Here is an 18,033-nt window from a genome sequence, read left to right on the forward strand (position 1 = left end):
TCATCCAGCAGATGCGTGGCCACCCGGTAGTGACGGCCGCTGGCCGTCATCCGGCAAAGCGGTCAGGGCAGCAGCGGCTGCAGCTTCGGCTCCAGTACCTGCTGCCGCCAGCCGGCCAACGGAGCGGGCCAGGTGCGGTTTTCCAGGTAGCTTTCCAGGTGCTTGCGCGAGGCCAGGACGCCATCGGGCAGGCCCAGTGACTGGCTCACCTGCGCTACCGCTTCCTGCAGCTTCTTCAACGCCTTTTTGTTGGCATCGGTGGCCTGCAGCAGCTGCGGCGCATCGGCTTCATCGTCCAGCGGGGTGTTCAATGCTTGCCACACCGCACCTGCCAGCTTGCGCGGTGCTTTCGGGAACTGGTCGAACAGCTTGCCCAACGCCGCTTCGTCCACCGGTGGGACGCGGGCGAGGGTGGCCGCCAGTTCATTGTCCAGGATCCAGCTGCGCGGACGGTCGCTGGCACGTGCCTGCTGGTCGCGCCAGCGCAGCAGGCGCAGCAGCCGGCGCTGTGCCGGTGCATCCAGGAACTGCGCCGAGCGCATGCCCAGGTGCGGCCAGCGGTCTTCGTCATGCTCCACGCTGGCCAGCAGGCGTTCGGCATCGTCGGCCAGCCATTGCTGGCGATCCTGCGCTTCAAGCTTCGCCACGATGGCATCGTGCAGCGCGAACAGGTGTTCGACGTCGTCGGCGGCATACTGCAGCTGCGAATCCGACAGGGGCCTGCGCATCCAGTCAGAGCGCGTTTCCCCCTTCTCCAGGGTCACGCCGGTGATCTCCTGCACCAGCTTCTGGTAGCCCATGCCACCGCCGATACCGGCCAGCGACGCGCCGATCTGGGTGTCGAACAGCGGCCGCGGCAGCACGCCGCAGGTGTGCTTGAACGCCACCAGGTCTTCGCTGGCGCTGTGCATCACCTTGATGATGGAGGTATCGGTCAGCCACGGCGCCAGCGCCTCGGGCATGCCCGGGATCAGCGGATCGATCAGCAGGACCTCGTCGCCGACGGCCATCTGCACCAGGGCCAGTTGCGGCCAGAAGGTGCGCTCGCGGATGAACTCGGTGTCCAGGCCGATGCGGGAGGGACGCAGCTGTTGCCGCGCCTGCAGTTCTGCGGGGGTGTTGATCCAGGTTGCCACGGGGCGTTCGACTTCTCGCGTTTGCTCAGGAAGGGGAGAATAGCCTAACGTCGGCCGGCACCCCGGCCTGAAGGAGTTGGTTTTGCGTCTGCTGCGCCCGTACCTGCTGTTGCCCGCCCTGTGCCTGCTGGGGGCGACCGGGTGCGGTGAGCCATCGCCGGCGGCCCGCGCACCGGCGGCCGCAGCGGCCGAGCCGGCGCCGCGTGCGCAGACTGCCCGGGCCGGCGGCGAAGCCACGGTGACCATCGGCGGCGAGGATGAAGCCGAAACCATACAGCGCTGGACGCCGCCCCCGGTGACCCTTGACCCCGGCGAGCGCGCCGATGCGCGCCGACGCGCCGAACAGGCCCTGCGCGAGGGCCAGCTGTTCGAAACCAGCGAATCGGCCATTCCGCTGTGGCTGGCGCTGCTGGAGCAGGATCCGCAGGACCGTCGTGCCCGCGATGGCCTGCAGCGGGCGCAGCGCCAGCTGCTGGGGCAGGCCAGGGCGTTGCTGGCGCAACCGCAGCAACAGCGGGTGGCGCTGGCCGAGGCGGCGCAGATCGCGCTGGTGCTGCTGACCATTGCCCCGGACAACGCGCAGGCGCGTGCGCTGCAGGGCCAGGTCGAGGTCGCCCAGCGCGCGGTGGCGTTCAACCGCGCGGGCGAAGACGACCTGCGCGCCGGGCGCATCGGCGAGGATGGCGACGGTGCACTGGTCAATTTCCGTGAAGCACTCGCCCTGGATGAAGACAATGCCCGGGCCCGACAGGGCTTGGCAGCGGCTGAAAGTGGACTGATCGGGCGCGCCGAGATCGCCGCACGGGCGGGCGATTTCGCCGCCGCCGGTACCTGGCTGGCCGAAGCCAGCAAGGTGCGCGATGCCGCCCCCACCATTGCCGATGCCTTCGAACGCATCGAGGGGATCCGCGCGGCGACGCTTGCCACCCTGCGTGCGCAGGGACTGCGTGACCTGGCGACACCGCAGGGCCTGAAGCCGGCCGGTGAGAAGCTGGAGCAGGCCATGCGCATCGCCTTGCCGGGCAACGCCGATGTGGCGCTGCTGCGCGAGCGCATCGAGCTGGCCACGCATTACGGCAGTTTCCGCCCCGGGCAGGTGTTCAGTGATCCGCTGCGCGATGGGGGGCGCGGACCGCAGATGAAAGTGGTGCCGCACGGTGGCTTCCAGATGGGCGCCGGGCTGCACGAACCCGGTGCCAGCGACGCCGAGCGGCCTTCGCATTACGTGCGCTTCGAACGGGGCTTCGCGATGGCCATGACCGAGGTGACCGTGGCCGATTTCGCGCGCTTCGTGAAGGCGGCCAATGCGCGCCCGCGGGCCACCCGGCGCGGCCATTCGATCGTCTACGACGAGCGCAGCGGCAATTTCATCCGCCGTAGCGGGGTCGACTGGCAATCGGACTACGACGGCGCACGCGCGCTGGCCAACCAGCCGGTGATGCATGTCAGCGTGCGTGACGCCGAAGCCTATGCGAACTGGTTGTCCGAGCAGACCGGGCGCTCTTACCGGCTGCCCAGCGAGGCGGAATTCGAATATGCGATGCGGGCCGGGTCCTCCGGCCGTTATCCGTGGGGTGATGCCGGGGTGCCGCCGCCGGATTCGGGCAACTTCACCGGCAGCCTGGACGTTTCGCCCACCGGGCGGCGCTGGGCCAATGCCTTCATCGGCTATGGCGACGGCTACTGGGGCGCCGCGCCGGTCGGCATGTTCAAGCCCAATGCCTGGGGCCTGCATGACATGGGCGGCAACCTCAGCGAATGGGTCGCCGACTGCTGGCATGCCAGTTACCGGCGTGCGCCGTCCGACGGCGCGGCCTGGTTCAATCCGGGCTGCCGCGCGCGGGTGATCCGCGGCGGCAACTGGGCCAATGCCCCCGAGCAGACCCGCGCGGCCTGGCGGCAATCGCAGGATTCAGACACCACCAGCGGGCGGATCGGCTTCCGGCTGGTGCGCGGCATCTGAGCTGCACCGCATCTGGGCTAGGATGAGCCGTTACCCGCCGGCCCCGGCGGGCCTGGCCAGGACGCACGTCGATGCGCAACGATCCTTTCTCCCGTTCTTCGCAGCAGGGCCCGCGCCGCGGCGGCCTGTTCGGCAATGTCCGCTGGCTGGTGCTGCTGGCCTTCGCCGGCTATGCCGCCTTCTACTGGTTTTCCAACCGGTCGGTGGATCCGTACACCGGCGAGTCGGTGTTGATCGACAGCACCCTGGACGTGGACCAGGAAAAGGCTCTGGGCCTGCAGGCCTACCAGGAGATCCTCGCGCAGGAACGCCCGCTGGACCCGAACGCGCCGGTGTCGCGCGACGTGCGTGAGATCGCCCAGCGGCTGATTGCCAAGGTGGACGTGGTGGAAACCGCGCTGGCCGAAGAGCATGGGCTGCAGCCGGGGCATTTTTCGCGCGGGTTCGATTGGGAGGTCAACGTGATCCAGTCCGACCAGGCCAATGCATTCTGCCTGCCGGGCGGCAAGATGGCGGTGTATACCGGACTGGTGCCGGTGGCGCAGACCCGCGATGCGATGGCCGTGGTGATGGGGCATGAGATCGCCCATGCGCTGCTGCGCCATGGTGCGCAGCGCATGGCGCAGCAGAAGCTGACCCAGATCGGCCAGATGGCCGGTGCGGCCAGTGGCATGGACCCGCAACAGCAGCAGATGGTGATGGCGGCGATGGGCTACGGCTACCTGCTGCCGTATGCACGCGGCCATGAAACGCAGGCCGATGAAGTGGGCCTGATGCTGGCGGCGGCGGCGTGCTTTGATCCGCGCGAAGCGGTGCCGCTGTGGGAGCGGATGGGCCAGGCCAGCGGCGGGCAGTCGCAGCCGGAGTTCTCTTCGACCCATCCCAATCCGGGCACGCGCATCCAGAACCTGCAGGCGCTGATGCCGAAGGCGATGGAATACCGCGAGCGGTTCTGCGAGCAGGCGCGGCAGTAGGGCGGCAGACGGCCAGCGGCCGTCATTGAGGGCAAGACGGCCAGCGGCCGTCACTACCGAGCAGATGGCCAGCGGCCGTGATCAGCGGGTGCGGGTGACCTGCAGGTCGATGACCCCATCGCCGACCTTGGCCTGCAGGGCGTCGCCGGGCTGGACCTGACCGACGCTGCGGACCAGCTGGCCATCGTCGGTGCGGGTCAGGATGCTGTAGCCACGCGATACCGTCGCCAGCGGGCTGACCGCTTCCATTGAACGGGCCAGGCCACGCAGGCGCAGCGTGTCGTTCTGCAGTTGGCGCTGCATTGCCGCCTCGGGGCGGCCGCGCAGGGCCAGCAGGCGGCGCTGCAGGCCTTCCAGCTGGCGTTGCGGATGGAAGCCTCGCAGCACCGCTGCTGCATGCCGCAGGCGCGCCGTGCGTTGCTGCCCCTGCTGCTGGCGGACCGCCTGCAGGCGCCGGCCGAGGTCGGCGTGACGCCGCTGCAGCAGCTGCAGCCGGGCCTGCGGACTGCAGGCGTTGAGCCGCAGCAGCAGGCGGTCGGCGCGCTGCATCGCCTGGGCCAGCGCATGCCGGTGCAGCTGCTGCAGGCGCGCGGCGTCACGGCGCAGGCGGCGTGCCAGGTCCTGCTGGTCGGGCACCAGCAGTTCGGCGGCCACCGACGGGGTCGGGGCGCGCAGGTCGGCAGCGAAATCAGTGAGGCTGAAGTCGGTTTCGTGACCCACCGCGGACACCACCGGCGTGCGGCTGCCGGCCACCGCGCGGGTCAGCGCTTCATCGTTGAACGCCCACAGGTCTTCCAGCGAGCCGCCACCGCGGGTCAGCAGGATCACGTCGTAGCGGCCGCTGGCATCGGCGGCCTGCAGCAGGCGGGTGAGCTGCGGCGCTGCCGAATCGCCCTGTACCAGCGACGGCAGCAGGTCGACGTCCAGCAGCGGGAAGCGGCGCGCCAGCACGCTCAATACGTCGCGCACCGCCGCGCCGGTCGGCGACGTGATCACTGCAAGGCGTTGCACGTGGGCGGGCAGCGGGCGCTTGCGCGCCGGGTCGAACAGGCCCTCGGCTTCCAGCCGTGCCTTCAGCTCTTCGAAGGCGCGGCGCAGTGCACCTTCGCCGGCTTCTTCCATGTGGTCGAGCACCATCTGGTACTCGCCCCGTGCGTCGTACAGCGTGACCCGGCCGCGCACCAGCACGCGCATGCCTTCGCGCGGCACAAAGCGCAGCGTGGACGCCTTCATCCGGAACATCGCCGCGCGCAGCTGCGCGCGTGCGTCCTTCAGGGTGAAGTACATATGGCCCGACGAGGGACGCGCCACGCTGCCCAGTTCGGCCTCTACCCAGATCGCCGGGAAACTGCCTTCCAGCAGGTCACGCGCCAGCGTGTTGAGCTGGCTGGGGGTAAGGACATCGATGCTGCGCTGCTGCATGGGCACTCAACGGGTCAATCCGGATCAGGCCACCATGGTCGCACGTCGGACGCAGGCGATCACCCCGCGCCGTGCTGCTCCAGCGCCCATTGCACGTGTTCGCGCACCAGCGCCGAATCGTGCGTGCAGCGGGTCGTCAGCGCCTCCACCACCTGCGCTGACGTGGGCGCATTGCCCAGCGCCACGGCGATGTTGCGCAGCCAGCGCTCATGGCCACTGCGGCGGATCGGGCTGCCTTCGGTGCGGTGCAGGAACTCCGCTTCGTCCCAGCTGAACAGCTCATCCAGGCGCGCGCGGTCCAGGTTGTTGCGCGCGCGGAAATCGGCTTCGTCGGTGCGCTTTGCGAACTTGTTCCAGGGGCACACCAGTTGGCAGTCATCGCAGCCGTAGATGCGGTTGCCGATCAGCGCACGCATCGGCTCGGGAATGGCACCATCATGTTCGATGGTGAGGTAGGAAATGCAGCGGCGTGCATCCAGCCGCTGCGGGGCGATGATCGCTTGGGTGGGGCAAACGTCGATGCAGCGGGTGCAGGTGCCGCAGTGCGCGCTGGCCGGCTGGTCGATCGGCAGCGGCAGGTCGATGTAGATCTCGCCGAGGAAAAACCACGAGCCGCCGTGGCGATCGATCAGGCAGGTGTGCTTGCCGATCCAGCCCAGGCCGGCATCGCGACCGAGCGCACGTTCCAGCACCGGCGCCGAATCGACGAACACCCGGAAGCCGAGCGGGGCCACTTCACCGCTGATCTGCGCGGCCAGCTTCTGCAGCCGGTTGCGCATCAGCTTGTGGTAATCGCGGCCCAGCGCGTAGCGCGCGACGTAGGCCCGGCCGGGATCGGCCAGCGTGGCCCAGGCTTCGGTGTCGTCCTTGTGGCTGTAGTCCATGCCCAGCGAGATCACCCGCACGGTGCCGGGCAGCAGCTCGGCCGGCCGCGCACGCAACGTGCCGTGCCGCGCCATCCAGTCCATCGTGCCGTACAGCCCCTGGCCCAGCCAGTCGGCCAGGTGCGCCTCGTCTCCGGCCAGGTCCACCCCGGCGATGCCGCAGCGCTGGAAGCCATGCGCACGCGCCAGTGCACGGATGCGCTGGACGGCGAGCGCCGGATCCAGGCCGGCGGGCAGGGTGGGGGAATCGGGATGCATGCGCACAAGTATAGAATCCCTGCATGCTGGACCCTTCCGCTCTGTTCGATTCCGCTGCCGCCCGTTCATTGGATGCGCGCGCTTCCGCGCTGGCCGCTGACGGCGGTTGGTCGCTGATGGCCGCCGCCGGCAAGGCGGCGTGGCACTGCCTGCTGCAGCACTGGCCCGATGCCCGGCACATCGCCGTGGTGGTGGGGCCGGGCAACAACGGCGGCGATGGCTACGTGCTGGCGCTGCACGCGCTGCAGGCCGGCCGCCAGGTCAGCGTGCTGACCCTGCCGGGCACGGCGCCGGCGACGGCCCTGTGCATGCAGGCGGCCGCCGGGTTCCAGCAGGCGGGCGGGCACAGCAGCGTATTCGATGGCAGCCTGCCGACGGCCGATGTGCTGGTCGATGCGCTGTTCGGACTCGGCCTGCGGCAGGCGCCGCGGCCCGCGGCCCAGGCGCTGATCGAAGCGATCAACGCGCAGGCCGCGCCGGTGCTGGCGCTGGATGTGCCCAGTGGCATCGATGCCGACCGCGGCAGTGCGCCGGGCGTGGCGGTGCGCGCCACGGTGACGCTGCAGTTCCTGGCTGCCCATCGTGGCCTGCATACCGGCGGCGGACTGGAACATGCCGGCCAGTGCGCCCTGGCGCCCTTGCCGGTCCCGGCGTCCGCATGGGACGGCATGCAGGCGTCGGCCGACCTTTGGCAGAGCGACCGCCTGCCGGCGTTGCTGCCGCCGCGTCGCCGCAACGCGCACAAAGGAACGTCCGGACACGTGCTGTGCGTGGGCGGCAACCATGGCAGCGGCGGTGCACTGTTGATGACAGCACACGCCGCGTTGCGAGCCGGTGCGGGCCTTGCCAGCCTGGCCACGCGTGCCGACCACATCGGCGCGGCGCTGGTTCGGCTACCCGAAGCGATGAGCCATGCGGTGGACTGCAAGGCGGACCTGCAGGCACTGCTGCAACGGGCCAGCGTGGTGGCGATCGGTCCCGGGCTGGGGCAGGACGAGTGGGCGCAGGCGCTATGGCACGATGCACGTGACAGCGGCAAGCCGCTGGTGGTGGACGCCGATGCGTTGAACCTGCTGGCGCGCGCTCCGCAGGCTCTGCCGCAGGCGATCCTCACCCCGCACCCCGGTGAGGCAGCACGCCTGCTGGACACCACCACGGCTGCCGTACAGGCCGACCGGTTCGCCGCCGCCACTGCACTGGCCGATCGCTTCCATGCGGTGGTGGTGTTGAAGGGCGCTGGCAGCCTGGTGGCAGCGCCGGGCAGGCGGACCGCAGTGATCGGCGCCGGAAATCCCGGCATGGCGGTCGGTGGCATGGGCGACCTGCTCACCGGCATCATTGCCGCCCTGCGTGCCCAGGGGCTGGCGCCGTTCGAGGCAGCAGCCGGCGGCGCCCTGCTGCACGGGCTGGCTGGCGACGTGGCTGCCGCCGACGGCCAGCGCGGCCTGCTTCCCACCGACCTGCTGGCGCCGCTGCGCCGGCTCTGCAATCCGGATCCTGTCCATGCTTGAACTGCATCTCCCCACCCCCGAACACACCGACCTGCTGGGCCAGGCGCTGGCGGCCACCCGCCCGGCGCAGGCGCTGCTGGAACTGCAGGGTGACCTGGGCGCGGGTAAATCCACCACCGCCCGCGCGCTGCTGCGCGCACTCGGCGTCACCGGTGCGATCCGCAGCCCCACCTACACGCTGGTGGAGCGCTATCCGCTGGCCGATGGCAGCGAGGCGTGGCACATGGACCTGTACCGGATCGGGGGCGCGGCGGAACTGGACTTCCTGGGCCTGGACGAGGGCACCGCTTCGCTGTGGCTGGTGGAGTGGCCGGAACGCGGGGCAGGGGCACTGCCGGCGACCGATCTGCGCCTGGAACTGCAGATGGCCGGCACGGGTCGCCGCGCCAGTCTCATTCCGCTGAGCGATTCTGGTGAAGCCTGGGTGAAGCGATTGTGTGAGGGAGGCGAGTTAGGTTCGCTTTCTGTAGATCGACCATAACAAACCGATGAAAGTTACGGATTATTAAGGGAAAAGGTTTGCAATCTGTTCAGCGCAGTGATTGAATCCTGAGCCATGCGCTTAACCATCCGAACCCTTGCTCTGTGCACTGCCGCCGGACTCGCCCTGGCGGGTGCCGATGCGTGGGCGGGTGAGATCAACCAGGTGCGCCTGGATGCCGGGGCCACCGGTACCCGGGCCGAGATTTCACTGGCCGGTGCTGGCGGCTACAAGACCATCGCGTTGTCCGGTCCCAACCGGCTGGTGGTGGATTTCCCGGACTCTTCCGCGGTGCGCGGATTGAAGCTGCCGGCCGCCCAGGGCGTGGTCACCGCGGTACGTACCGGACAGCCGGTCCCGGGCACCTTCCGGGTGGTGTTCGACCTGGCCGACAAGGTGGCGCCGTTCAAGCCGCAGATGCAGCAGCAGGGCGGACAGTCCAAGCTGGTCATCGAATGGCCCGGCGATGCGCCGGCCACGGCAACCAACACGCCGTCCCCGGCGACCGCGCCTGCGCAGACGCCTACGCCAGCCACGCCGGTTGCCGCGCCGCCGCCGGCTACGGCAGTGAATACCGCGCAAACCCGCAGCGATGCGGCGCGGGCCACCGCACTGCTCACCGCACAGGTCCAGCAGCAGGCCACGGCTGTCGCCGTTGCGCCGGCCGCACCGGCCACGCTACCGAGCACCACCACGGCCACCGTCGCCGGAACCGGCGCAGGCACCGAAGCGGCCACGCCGTCACCGGCGGCCATCCTGGCCGGCCAGCCGACCCAGGCACCCGTGCGCACCACCATCGCCGGCACCCTGCCGACGCGAACCGGTGCTGCCGCCGTTGCGGCGCCTTCCGGCAACACGTCGCAGCCGCCCGAAGCCGCCCCTGTCGCGCCACGCCCCAGCCTGCCGAGCGACGTTGCGCGCGTGAGCATGAAGCCGGGCATGCGGTCGCTGGTGGTGGCCATCGATCCCGGCCATGGTGGCCAGGATCCGGGCGCCGTCGGTCCCAGCGGCAAGCGTGAGAAAGACATCACCCTGTCGGTGGCGCGCGAACTCGCACGCCAGGTCAACTCGACCCCCGGCCTGAAGGCCTACCTGACCCGCGACAGCGATGTGTTCATTCCCCTGCCGATGCGCGCGCAGAAAGCGCGTGCGGCGAAGGCGGACATCTTCATTTCGATCCACGCCGACGCCGCGGAAAACCGCGCTGCGCGGGGTTCGTCGGTGTATGTGCTGTCGACCAAGGGCGCGTCCTCGCAGCGCGCCCGCTGGCTGGCGGACAAGGAAAACGCGGCCGACCTGATCGGTGGCGTCAGCCTGCAGCGCACCGAAGGCACGCTGGCCAACGTGCTGCTGGACCTGGCCCAGAGCGGTTACATGAAGGCGTCCGAAGATGCCGCCAGCCATGTGCTGGGCGGGCTGAAGCGGATCGGCAACAACCACAAGCCGAACATCGAACGCGCCAACTTCGCCGTGCTGCGCACTTCGGACATGCCGGCGATGCTGGTGGAAACCGCCTTTATTTCCAATCCGGACGAAGAGCGCCGGCTGATGGATCCTGCCTACCAGCGCAAGATCGCGGCGGCCGTGCTGGATGGCGTCAATGTGTTCTTCACCCGCCAGCCGCCGCCGGGAACCCTGTACGCCGCGCGCGCACAGGCAGAGATGGAAGCGGCCAGCACCGTGGCCGGCGGCAGCAAGTAACCCCGCCGGAACACGGTAGCGCCGAGCCACGCTCGGCGAGCGCAGCGGCAAAGCGGAGAAGCATTGACGGCCAGCGGCCGTCACTACCGCAGGCGAACGGCGAAGCGGTAGCGCCGAGCCACGCTCGGCGAGCGCAGCGGCAAAGCGGTGGAGCACTGACGGCCAGCGGCCGTCACTACCGGCGCGCGGCGCGGCGGGAGCCAGCCATCCGCTATCATCGGCGGATGAAGTCAGCACACGTTTCCCTCCCCAACCCTCCCGCCTCCATTGCCTGTCCGTGGGGTGGCGCATGAGCGCCACCATCCGTCCGCTGCCGGAGATCCTGATCAACCAGATCGCCGCCGGCGAAGTGGTCGAGCGGCCCGCATCGGTGGTCAAGGAGCTGGTCGAGAATGCCATTGATGCCGGCGCCACCCGCGTGGATATCGAACTGGAAGAAGGCGGTGTACGGCTGATCCGGATCCGCGACAACGGCAGTGGCATCGCCGCCGAGCAGTTGCCGCTGGCGGTTTCCCGCCATGCCACCAGCAAGATCGCCAGCCTGGACGACCTGGAAGCGGTGGCCACGCTCGGCTTCCGCGGCGAAGCCCTGCCGTCCATCGCATCGGTGAGCCGCTTCACGCTCGCCTCCCGGCGCGCGCAGGACGAACACGGCTCGGCGCTGCAGATCGAAGGCGGCAAGCTCGGCGAGGTGCTGCCGCGTGCGCATGCGCCGGGAACCACCGTGGAAGTCCGCGAACTGTTCTACAACGTGCCGGCACGGCGCAAGTTCCTGCGCGCCGAACGTACCGAGCTGGGGCATATCGAAGAGTGGCTGCGATCGCTGGCGTTGGCCCGTCCGGATGTGGAACTGCGCGTTTCACACAACGGCAAGGCATCGCGCCGCTACAAGCCGGGGGATCTGTATTCCGATGCGCGGCTGGGTGAGACGCTGGGCGAGGATTTCGCGAACCAGGCCGTGCGCGTGGACCACAGCGGTGCCGGCCTGCGCCTGCACGGCTGGATCGCGCAGCCGCATTATTCGCGCGCCAGTACCGACCAGCAGTACCTGTATGTCAACGGTCGTTCGGTGCGCGATCGCAGCGTGGCACACGCGGTCAAGATGGCCTACGGCGATGTGCTGTTCCATGGCAGGCAGCCGGCCTATGTGCTGTTCCTGGAGCTGGATCCGACGCGGGTGGATGTCAACGTACATCCGGCCAAGCACGAGGTGCGCTTCCGTGATTCGCGGCTGGTGCATGACTTCGTCTACCGCACACTGAAGGATGCACTGGCCGACACGCGTGCCGGCATGGCCGCGCATGACATTGGTGCCGGTGCGGGTACGGAAGCGGGAGCGCCTGCGCAGGCGGCGACGCACTTGTCGGGCGGACAGCCCGGCGGCGGTGGCAGTGGTGGCGGGGGCGGCTACGGTAATTGGGGCGCGCAGCAATCGCCGCTGGGCCTGCAGGTGGCCGATGCGCCGGCGGCCTACGCCGCACTGTACTCAGCGCCTGCCGGCAGCCAGCAGTCGCTGCCGCCGATGCCGTCCGAATACGGATTGCCGGTGACCAGCGCCGATGCCGGGGTGCCGCCGCTGGGCTACGCGGTGGCACAGCTGCATGGCATCTACATCCTGGCCGAAAATGCCGAAGGCCTGATCGTGGTGGACATGCACGCAGCGCATGAGCGCATCGGCTACGAACGGCTGAAGAATGCCCACGATGGCATCGGCCTGCATGCCCAGCCGCTGCTGGTACCGATCACTCTGGCGGTGGGCGAGCGCGAAGCCGACACCGCCGAGCGCGAAGCCGAGACGTTGATCGCACTGGGCTTCGACGTGACCCGCGCCGGCCCCGGCGCACTGCATGTGCGCAGCATCCCGGCACTGCTCGCCAACGCCGAGCCGGAAGGCCTGCTGCGCGATGTGCTGGGCGACCTGCGCGAACATGGCCAGTCACGGCGCGTGGCAACCGCGCGCGATGAACTGTTGTCCACGATGGCCTGCCATGGCGCGGTGCGCGCCAACCGGCGATTGACGGTGCCGGAAATGAACGCGCTGCTGCGCGACATGGAGATCACTGAACGGTCCGGCCAATGCAACCACGGGCGCCCGACCTGGGCACGTTTTTCGCTGGCGGAGATCGACCGCTGGTTCCTGCGCGGACGCTGAAGGGGAAGATCATGGGGAAGGGGTACTACGGCGCGGCCTTGATGCTGGCACTGGCACTGGGCGGGTGTGGCGGCAAGTCGCCGGAAGTGGCGCCGGCCGTGCAGGACGATCCGGCATTCGCCCAGCAACAGCAGCAATGGCGGATGCAGCGTTACCAGGAGCTGACCGCGCCGGATGGCTGGACCACGCTGGTCGGCCTGCATTGGCTGGAGCACAAGGCCCATTACATCGGACGCGGGCCGGGCAGTGGCATCCGCCTGGCCGTCGGGCCGGACAAGCTGGGCATGGTCAGCCGGCAGGGCGAGCGCTGGTCGTTCACTCCCGAACGCGGCGTGCCGCTGAGCGTTGACGGGACGGCGGTTACCGGGCGGATCGCGTTCAACAGCGACCACGACCCGCAGCCGACCCGCATCGCCTTCGACGAGGGGAAAGGGCAGCTGAGCCTGTTGCAGCGCGGACAACGTTTCGCGTTGCGCATCAAGCATGCCGACGCCGCTTCGCGCAGCAGCTTCAGCGGGCTGGAGTACTGGCCCGGTGGGCCGCAGTGGCAGGTACGCGCGCGCTTCCTGCCGCACCCGGCGGGCAAGACCCTGCCCATCGTGGACATCACCGGGCTGACCACCGCCATGCCCAACGCCGGCCTGGTGGAGTTCCAGCAGGGCGGCACGACCTACCGGATCGAGGCCATCGCCGAACCCGGTGCACCGCTGTTCCTGATCTTCGCCGACCGCACCAGCGGCCACGGCAGTTATCCGGCGGGACGCTACCTGGACACCGAAGCGCCCGGCGCCGATGGCTATGTGCTGGTGGATTTCAACCACGCCTACAATCCTCCCTGCGCGTTCACTCCGTTCGCGACCTGCCCGCTGGCACCCCCGGAAAACCGGCTGGACCTGCGTATCGAGGCCGGCGAACGCGCTTACCACCCGCCCAAGGAAAGTGCGCCATGAAGCGTTCCGTCACCCGCTGGATGATCGCCCCGCTGTTGCTGCTCGCCACCGCCTTCGGCACCGTCGCGGCGACGCCCGCTGCCACGCCGAAGCCGGCGGCCACGCGCTCGGCGCCGGTACCGCTGCTGTGGAAGGTGACCGGCGCCGGTGATGCGCGCGTCTACCTGCTGGGTTCCTTCCACCTGCTGCGGCCGGAGGATTACCCGCTGGCGGCAGAGGCGGAAAAGGCCTTCGATGCAGCGCAGCGCGTGGTGTTCGAACTGTCGGCGCGGGACATGGAATCGCCGGAACTGGCCGGCAAGATGGTGCAGGCGGCAATGCGCACCGATGGCAGCGAACTGCGCCGGGATCTCGGCGATGCGACGTGGGCCAGGCTGCAGCAGTACGCCACGAACAATCCGCTGCCGTTGGCGCAGATGCAGGGCCTCAAGCCGTGGTTCGTCGGACTGAGCATCAGCATCGCGCAGATGCAGAAAATGGGACTGGACCCCGCGCTGGGGCTGGACAAGCACTTCATGGACCGGGCGGCCAAGGCGGGCAAACCGATCCTCGGCCTGGAAACCATCGATACGCAGATCGGCGTGCTGGCCGGCATGAGCATCGCCGAACAGCGCCAGATGGTGGAAGAAGCACTGGAACAGTCCGACAAGGGCGATGCGGAAATCCGCGCGCTGCACGATGCGTGGCGGCGCGGTGACGATGTGCTGATGTGGAACCGCATGGCGGTGGACATGAAGCGCCAGTACCCGCAGCTGTACCAGCGCATCAACAGCGACCGCAACGACGCCTGGCTGCCGAAGCTGGAGCCGCACCTGCAGGCCGGGCAGGGCGGCACGCTGGTGGTGGTCGGCGCGCTGCACCTGCTGGGCAGCGATGGCGTGGTGGAGAAGCTCAAGGCCAAGGGCTACAAGGTGGAGCGGGTGCGCGCCAAGCGCTGACGCCTGCATGCGGTTGCCACAACGAAAAACGGCGCGTCCGCAGGGGCGCGCCGTTCTGCTTCAGGCCAGCGGCCGCGCCAGGATCAGCGCGTGCGACCCTTGCCGCCGGTGCCGCCGGTGCTGCCGGCAGTTTCGGTCGTCTTGTGCGCAGCGCCGGGACCGGTGCCCGCACGTGGCGCGGCACCGCCCGGCGTGCTGCCCGGTCGCGGGCCGGTACCGGTGGACGTACCACCCGGGCGCGGCCCGAAGCCGTTGCCCATGCTGCGCTGGAACTCCTGCCAGAGCTCCATGTTGCGTTCGGTCAGCTGGTTCATCATCGCCCACGGCGTCTGCCCGAGCAGGTTGCCCATCTGCTGGCGGAACTGCTGCTGCTGGTCGAGGAAGACCTGCATGCTGCGCTCCAGGTAGTTGCCCATGAAGCCCTGCAGGGAATCGCCATAGAAGCGGATCAGCTGGCTGAGCAGCTGGGTGGAGAGCATCGGCTCGCCGTCCTGTTCCTGGTCGGCGATGATCTGCAGCAGGACCGACCGGGTCAGGTCATCGCCACTCTTGGCGTCGCGGACCTCGAAGTCTTCGCCGTCCAGGATCAGCTGGCGCACATCCTCTATCGTGATGTAGCTGGAGATCTCGGTGTCGTACAGACGGCGGTTGGGATACTTCTTGATGATGCGGGTAGCAGCCATGAAGCAAGCACTCGTCACAGTAGACGCGCAGCATGGCGCAGCGCAGCACCCGTTGCAACGCCCAGACGCCCTTGTGGCGGGGGTTGCGGGGGTGATCATGTTGCGCAGCAAGGCTTTTCATGTTGCGCAGCATTTTCGCTGCGGTTCAGCCTGTCGGGCCCCGCGCGTGCGGCGGACGCCACACTGCGCGGGCGGGGCGGGTGGCGCTCACCAGCCCATGTGATGGCCGCCGTTGATGTCCAGGTTGCTGCCGGTGATCCAGGCCGCTTCGTCGTTGACCAGGAAGGACACGCCGTAAGCGATTTCTTCCGGCTTGCCGAGCCGTCCGGTGGGGATGTCGGAGATGATCTTGGCGCGCACCTCCTCCGGCACCGCCATGACCATGTCGGTGGCCACGTAGCCGGGGGAAATGGTGTTGACGGTGATCCCGAAGCCGGCGTTTTCGCGCGCCAGGGAGATGGTGAAGCCGTGCATGCCGGCCTTGGCCGCCGCGTAGTTGGCCTGCCCGTACTGGCCCTTCAGGCCATTGATCGAGCTGATCTGGATCACCCGCCCCCAGCCGCGGCGGCGCATGCCTTCGATCACCGGCCGGGTGACGTTGAAGACCGAATTGAGGTTGGTGTTGATCACCTCATGCCATTGCTCGGCACGCATCCGGTGGAAGGTGGTGTCGCGGGTGATGCCGGCGTTGTTGACCAGGATTTCCACCGGGCCCAGTTCGGCTTCCACCGCACGCACCATCGCCTCGGCACTCTCCGGGGTGGACACGTCGCCGGGGAAGATCGCGATCGCCAGGCCGCGCGCTGCCATGGCCTGCTGCCAGGCCAGCGCCTTGGCATGGTCACGGTAGTTTGTGGCGACCCGATGGCCCTGGTCGGCCAGGCGTTGGCAGATGGCGGTACCGATGCCGCCGGTGCCGCCGGTGACCAGTGCGACGCGTGGAGTCATGCTGCGCTTCCGTAAATCAGGGGGGGAAGGGGGATTCTGCAACATCATGGGCCGCTGTGCGCCTGCCGCGATGAAATGTCATGCAGGGGCACCCGGGTGCGATCAAATGCAGCTGCGGCCCGTTGCAGCAGGTCGGCCTGGGTGGACGCGCCGGCCAGTGCAGCGGCCGGCTGGCCCAGCAGCCGCCAGAGCTGCCGCAGCACGGCCATCGGATCGCCCCCGTCGACCGTCGGTGCGGCTTCGGACTTGGACAGTTTGCGGCCGTCGCCAGCCAGCAGCAGCGGCAGGTGCGCATAGCGGGGGGTGGGCAGCCCGAGCGCGCGCTGCAGCAGGATCTGGCGCGCGGTTGAATCGAGCAGGTCCGCGCCGCGCACCACGTCGGTGATGCCCTGCGCCGCGTCATCCACCACCACGGCAAGCTGGTAGGCCCAGCAGCCATCGGCACGGCGCAGGACGAAATCGCCGACATCGGCGTGCACGTCCTGCCGCTGTGGGCCACGCAGCGCATCGTCGAACGTCACCACGCTGCCGGGCGCCACGCGCAGGCGGATGGCGGGGTCCGGACGCGCCTGGCGTGCCACGCACTGGTGGTGGATACCGCCGCTGGCGGCCAGTTCACTGCGGCTGCAATGGCAGGCGAAGGCCCGGCCGCTGGCGAGCAGGGCGTCCAGCGCGTGCTGGTAGACGTCACTGCGCCGGCTCTGCCACAGCACCGGGCCGTCCGGTTGCAGGCCCAGGTAGTGCAGCAGGTCGAGCTGGGACTGGGCCGCGCCGGGCACGGTGCGGGGTGGGTCCACGTCTTCCACGCGCAGCAGCCAGCGCCCGCCCTGGTGATGGGCGAACAGCCAACTGGCGAAGGCAGCGAGCAGCGAACCGGCGTGCAGCGGGCCGGTGGGTGAGGGCGCGAACCGGCCGCAATGAATGGGGGAAGTCATGCTGGCTGAATCGTCGGTCAGGTTGGCGCTTGAATTCAAGCTGAAGTCACCGCAGATTTAGCACCGTTACCCTCTCCAGAGCCAACTTTCCCCATGTTCAGTCGCATAGCCCTGTTCCTCCTTACCAACCTTGCGGTGCTGGTCCTCGCCGGTATCGTGATGTCGGTGCTGGGGGTCAATCCCGGCCAGATGAGCGGCCTGCTGGTGATGGCGGCGATCTTCGGTTTCGGCGGCTCTTTCATTTCGCTGCTGCTGTCCAAGTGGATGGCCAAGCGCTCCACCGGTGCGGTGGTGATCACCGAGCCGCGCAACGACACCGAGCGCTGGTTGTTGAAGACGGTCGAGCGCCAGGCGCGCGAAGCCGGCATCGGCATGCCGGAGGTCGCGGTGTATGACGGCCCGGAGATCAATGCCTTCGCCACCGGTGCCAACCGCAACAAGGCGTTGGTCGCGGTTTCCACCGGCCTGTTGCACCACATGAGCGAAGATGAAGCCGAGGCGGTGCTGGGCCATGAAATCGCCCACGTTGCCAACGGTGACATGATCACCATGGCGCTGCTGCAGGGCGTGCTCAACACCTTCGTCATCGTGCTGGCCCGGGTGGTCGGTGGGGTGATCGATAGTGCGATGTCCGGCAACCGCGAAGGTGGCGGCCGCGGTATCGGCTATTTCGTGATCGTGTTCGTGCTGGAAATGGTGTTCGGCATCTTCGCCACCATGATCGCGATGTGGTTCTCGCGTCATCGTGAGTTCCGCGCGGACACTGGTGGTGCCCAGCTGGCCGGTCGGCAGAAGATGATCGCCGCGCTGGAGCGGTTGAAGGTCAACCACGGGCAGAGCACGCTGCCGAGCCAGGTGGCTGCCTTCGGTATCGCCGGCGGCATGGGGCAGGGCCTGCGCAAGTTGATGATGAGCCATCCGCCGCTGGATGAGCGGATTGCCGCGCTGCGTTCTTCTACCGTGGTCTGAAGCGGGTTGGTCGAACGGGTGGGACCCCCTCGCGGATGGCTGTTGTTTGCAGCTGCAGTTGGGGGTGGGCCGGGCGGGGAGGCTGTGCGGGGCACGCGCAAGTACGTCCATGTAGCTCTTCGCGGCTC

Annotated in this window: 14 protein-coding genes and 1 pseudogene; 9 read left to right on the plus strand and 6 right to left on the minus strand. The window is 68.8% G+C overall.

Annotated features, from left to right (window positions below; translation table 11 throughout):
* Nucleotides 1-62: 62 nt before the first annotated feature.
* A complete protein-coding gene (rnd, locus tag ABB28_RS07205) occupies nt 63-1,136 on the minus strand; it encodes a ribonuclease D (RefSeq protein ID WP_057507985.1) in 1,074 nt (357 codons plus the stop codon).
* Nucleotides 1,137-1,218: 82 nt separating this feature from the next.
* Between rnd and ABB28_RS07210 the strand changes: the two genes are divergently transcribed.
* Both ABB28_RS07210 and ABB28_RS07215 read left to right on the plus strand, forming a co-directional pair.
* Nucleotides 1,219-3,099: a formylglycine-generating enzyme family protein gene (locus tag ABB28_RS07210; RefSeq protein WP_425479533.1), complete on the plus strand. Its 1,881-nt coding sequence runs from the start codon at nt 1,219-1,221 to the stop codon at nt 3,097-3,099.
* 71 nt (nt 3,100-3,170) lie between these two features.
* Complete coding sequence (locus ABB28_RS07215; RefSeq protein ID WP_057507986.1) at nt 3,171-4,073, plus strand: M48 family metallopeptidase; 903 nt, start codon at nt 3,171-3,173, stop codon at nt 4,071-4,073.
* Nucleotides 4,074-4,154: 81 nt separating this feature from the next.
* Here ABB28_RS07215 and xseA read toward each other — a convergent pair whose 3' ends face one another.
* Nucleotides 4,155-5,495: an exodeoxyribonuclease VII large subunit gene (xseA, locus tag ABB28_RS07220; RefSeq protein WP_057507987.1), complete on the minus strand. Its 1,341-nt coding sequence runs from the start codon at nt 5,493-5,495 to the stop codon at nt 4,155-4,157.
* Between the two features lie 59 nt (nt 5,496-5,554).
* On the minus strand, nt 5,555-6,637 hold the full coding sequence (gene queG / locus ABB28_RS07225; RefSeq protein ID WP_057507988.1) for a tRNA epoxyqueuosine(34) reductase QueG: 1,083 nt from the start codon (nt 6,635-6,637) through the stop codon (nt 5,555-5,557).
* A 23-nt stretch (nt 6,638-6,660) separates the two neighbouring features.
* Between queG and ABB28_RS07230 the strand changes: the two genes are divergently transcribed.
* The 6 genes from ABB28_RS07230 (at nt 6,661) to ABB28_RS07255 (ending at nt 14,370) form a co-directional block, all read left to right on the plus strand.
* Nucleotides 6,661-8,148 carry an NAD(P)H-hydrate dehydratase gene (locus ABB28_RS07230; protein WP_057507989.1) on the plus strand — a complete coding sequence of 496 codons (1,488 nt, stop codon included), beginning with the start codon at nt 6,661-6,663 and terminating at the stop codon, nt 8,146-8,148.
* The gene (gene tsaE / locus ABB28_RS07235; protein WP_057507990.1) at nt 8,141-8,629 is read left to right on the plus strand and encodes a tRNA (adenosine(37)-N6)-threonylcarbamoyltransferase complex ATPase subunit type 1 TsaE; all 489 of its coding nucleotides are present in this window, start codon (nt 8,141-8,143) and stop codon (nt 8,627-8,629) included. The genes ABB28_RS07230 and tsaE overlap by 8 nt, the downstream gene beginning before the upstream one ends.
* A gap of 75 nt (nt 8,630-8,704) precedes the next feature.
* Nucleotides 8,705-10,330 carry an N-acetylmuramoyl-L-alanine amidase gene (locus ABB28_RS07240; RefSeq protein WP_057507991.1) on the plus strand — a complete coding sequence of 542 codons (1,626 nt, stop codon included), beginning with the start codon at nt 8,705-8,707 and terminating at the stop codon, nt 10,328-10,330.
* 289 nt (nt 10,331-10,619) lie between these two features.
* The gene (gene mutL / locus ABB28_RS07245) at nt 10,620-12,482 is read left to right on the plus strand and encodes a DNA mismatch repair endonuclease MutL (RefSeq protein ID WP_057507992.1); all 1,863 of its coding nucleotides are present in this window, start codon (nt 10,620-10,622) and stop codon (nt 12,480-12,482) included.
* 11 nt (nt 12,483-12,493) lie between these two features.
* On the plus strand, nt 12,494-13,432 hold the full coding sequence (locus ABB28_RS07250) for a DUF1684 domain-containing protein (RefSeq protein WP_057507993.1): 939 nt from the start codon (nt 12,494-12,496) through the stop codon (nt 13,430-13,432).
* The gene (locus tag ABB28_RS07255; RefSeq protein WP_057507994.1) at nt 13,429-14,370 is read left to right on the plus strand and encodes a TraB/GumN family protein; all 942 of its coding nucleotides are present in this window, start codon (nt 13,429-13,431) and stop codon (nt 14,368-14,370) included. Before ABB28_RS07250 ends, ABB28_RS07255 begins: the two co-directional genes overlap by 4 nt.
* Nucleotides 14,371-14,453: 83 nt before the next feature.
* Here ABB28_RS07255 and phaR read toward each other — a convergent pair whose 3' ends face one another.
* From phaR to gluQRS, 3 genes and pseudogenes are all read right to left on the minus strand, one after another.
* Nucleotides 14,454-15,053: a polyhydroxyalkanoate synthesis repressor PhaR gene (phaR, locus tag ABB28_RS07260; RefSeq protein WP_083491967.1), complete on the minus strand. Its 600-nt coding sequence runs from the start codon at nt 15,051-15,053 to the stop codon at nt 14,454-14,456.
* 207 nt (nt 15,054-15,260) lie between these two features.
* The gene (phbB, locus tag ABB28_RS07265) at nt 15,261-16,001 is read right to left on the minus strand and encodes an acetoacetyl-CoA reductase (RefSeq protein ID WP_057507995.1); all 741 of its coding nucleotides are present in this window, start codon (nt 15,999-16,001) and stop codon (nt 15,261-15,263) included.
* A gap of 21 nt (nt 16,002-16,022) precedes the next feature.
* Nucleotides 16,023-16,936, minus strand: a pseudogene (gluQRS, locus tag ABB28_RS07270) (tRNA glutamyl-Q(34) synthetase GluQRS); the annotation flags it as partial.
* Nucleotides 16,937-17,029: 93 nt separating this feature from the next.
* On the opposite strand from gluQRS, the gene htpX reads away from it, so the two are divergent.
* Complete coding sequence (gene htpX, locus ABB28_RS07275) at nt 17,030-17,905, plus strand: protease HtpX (RefSeq protein ID WP_042612066.1); 876 nt, start codon at nt 17,030-17,032, stop codon at nt 17,903-17,905.
* Nucleotides 17,906-18,033: the final 128 nt, after the last annotated feature.

Origin of the sequence: Stenotrophomonas chelatiphaga (assembly GCF_001431535.1) — a bacterium.
In the GTDB taxonomy this organism is placed as follows: domain Bacteria; phylum Pseudomonadota; class Gammaproteobacteria; order Xanthomonadales; family Xanthomonadaceae; genus Stenotrophomonas; species Stenotrophomonas chelatiphaga.

Bases quoted from the DNA above. Each gene is read 5' to 3' on its own strand.
- ABB28_RS07215 (WP_057507986.1), top strand. From the start codon at position 3,171: ATGCGCAACGATCCTTTCTCCCGTTCTTCGCAGCAGGGCCCGCGCCGC.
- xseA (WP_057507987.1), bottom strand. From the start codon at position 5,495: ATGCAGCAGCGCAGCATCGATGTCCTTACCCCCAGCCAGCTCAACACG.
- queG (WP_057507988.1), bottom strand. From the start codon at position 6,637: ATGCATCCCGATTCCCCCACCCTGCCCGCCGGCCTGGATCCGGCGCTC.
- ABB28_RS07230 (WP_057507989.1), top strand. From the start codon at position 6,661: ATGCTGGACCCTTCCGCTCTGTTCGATTCCGCTGCCGCCCGTTCATTG.
- tsaE (WP_057507990.1), top strand. From the start codon at position 8,141: ATGCTTGAACTGCATCTCCCCACCCCCGAACACACCGACCTGCTGGGC.
- ABB28_RS07240 (WP_057507991.1), top strand. From the start codon at position 8,705: ATGCGCTTAACCATCCGAACCCTTGCTCTGTGCACTGCCGCCGGACTC.
- mutL (WP_057507992.1), top strand. From the start codon at position 10,620: ATGAGCGCCACCATCCGTCCGCTGCCGGAGATCCTGATCAACCAGATC.
- ABB28_RS07250 (WP_057507993.1), top strand. From the start codon at position 12,494: ATGGGGAAGGGGTACTACGGCGCGGCCTTGATGCTGGCACTGGCACTG.
- ABB28_RS07255 (WP_057507994.1), top strand. From the start codon at position 13,429: ATGAAGCGTTCCGTCACCCGCTGGATGATCGCCCCGCTGTTGCTGCTC.
- phaR (WP_083491967.1), bottom strand. From the start codon at position 15,053: ATGGCTGCTACCCGCATCATCAAGAAGTATCCCAACCGCCGTCTGTAC.
- phbB (WP_057507995.1), bottom strand. From the start codon at position 16,001: ATGACTCCACGCGTCGCACTGGTCACCGGCGGCACCGGCGGCATCGGT.
- htpX (WP_042612066.1), top strand. From the start codon at position 17,030: ATGTTCAGTCGCATAGCCCTGTTCCTCCTTACCAACCTTGCGGTGCTG.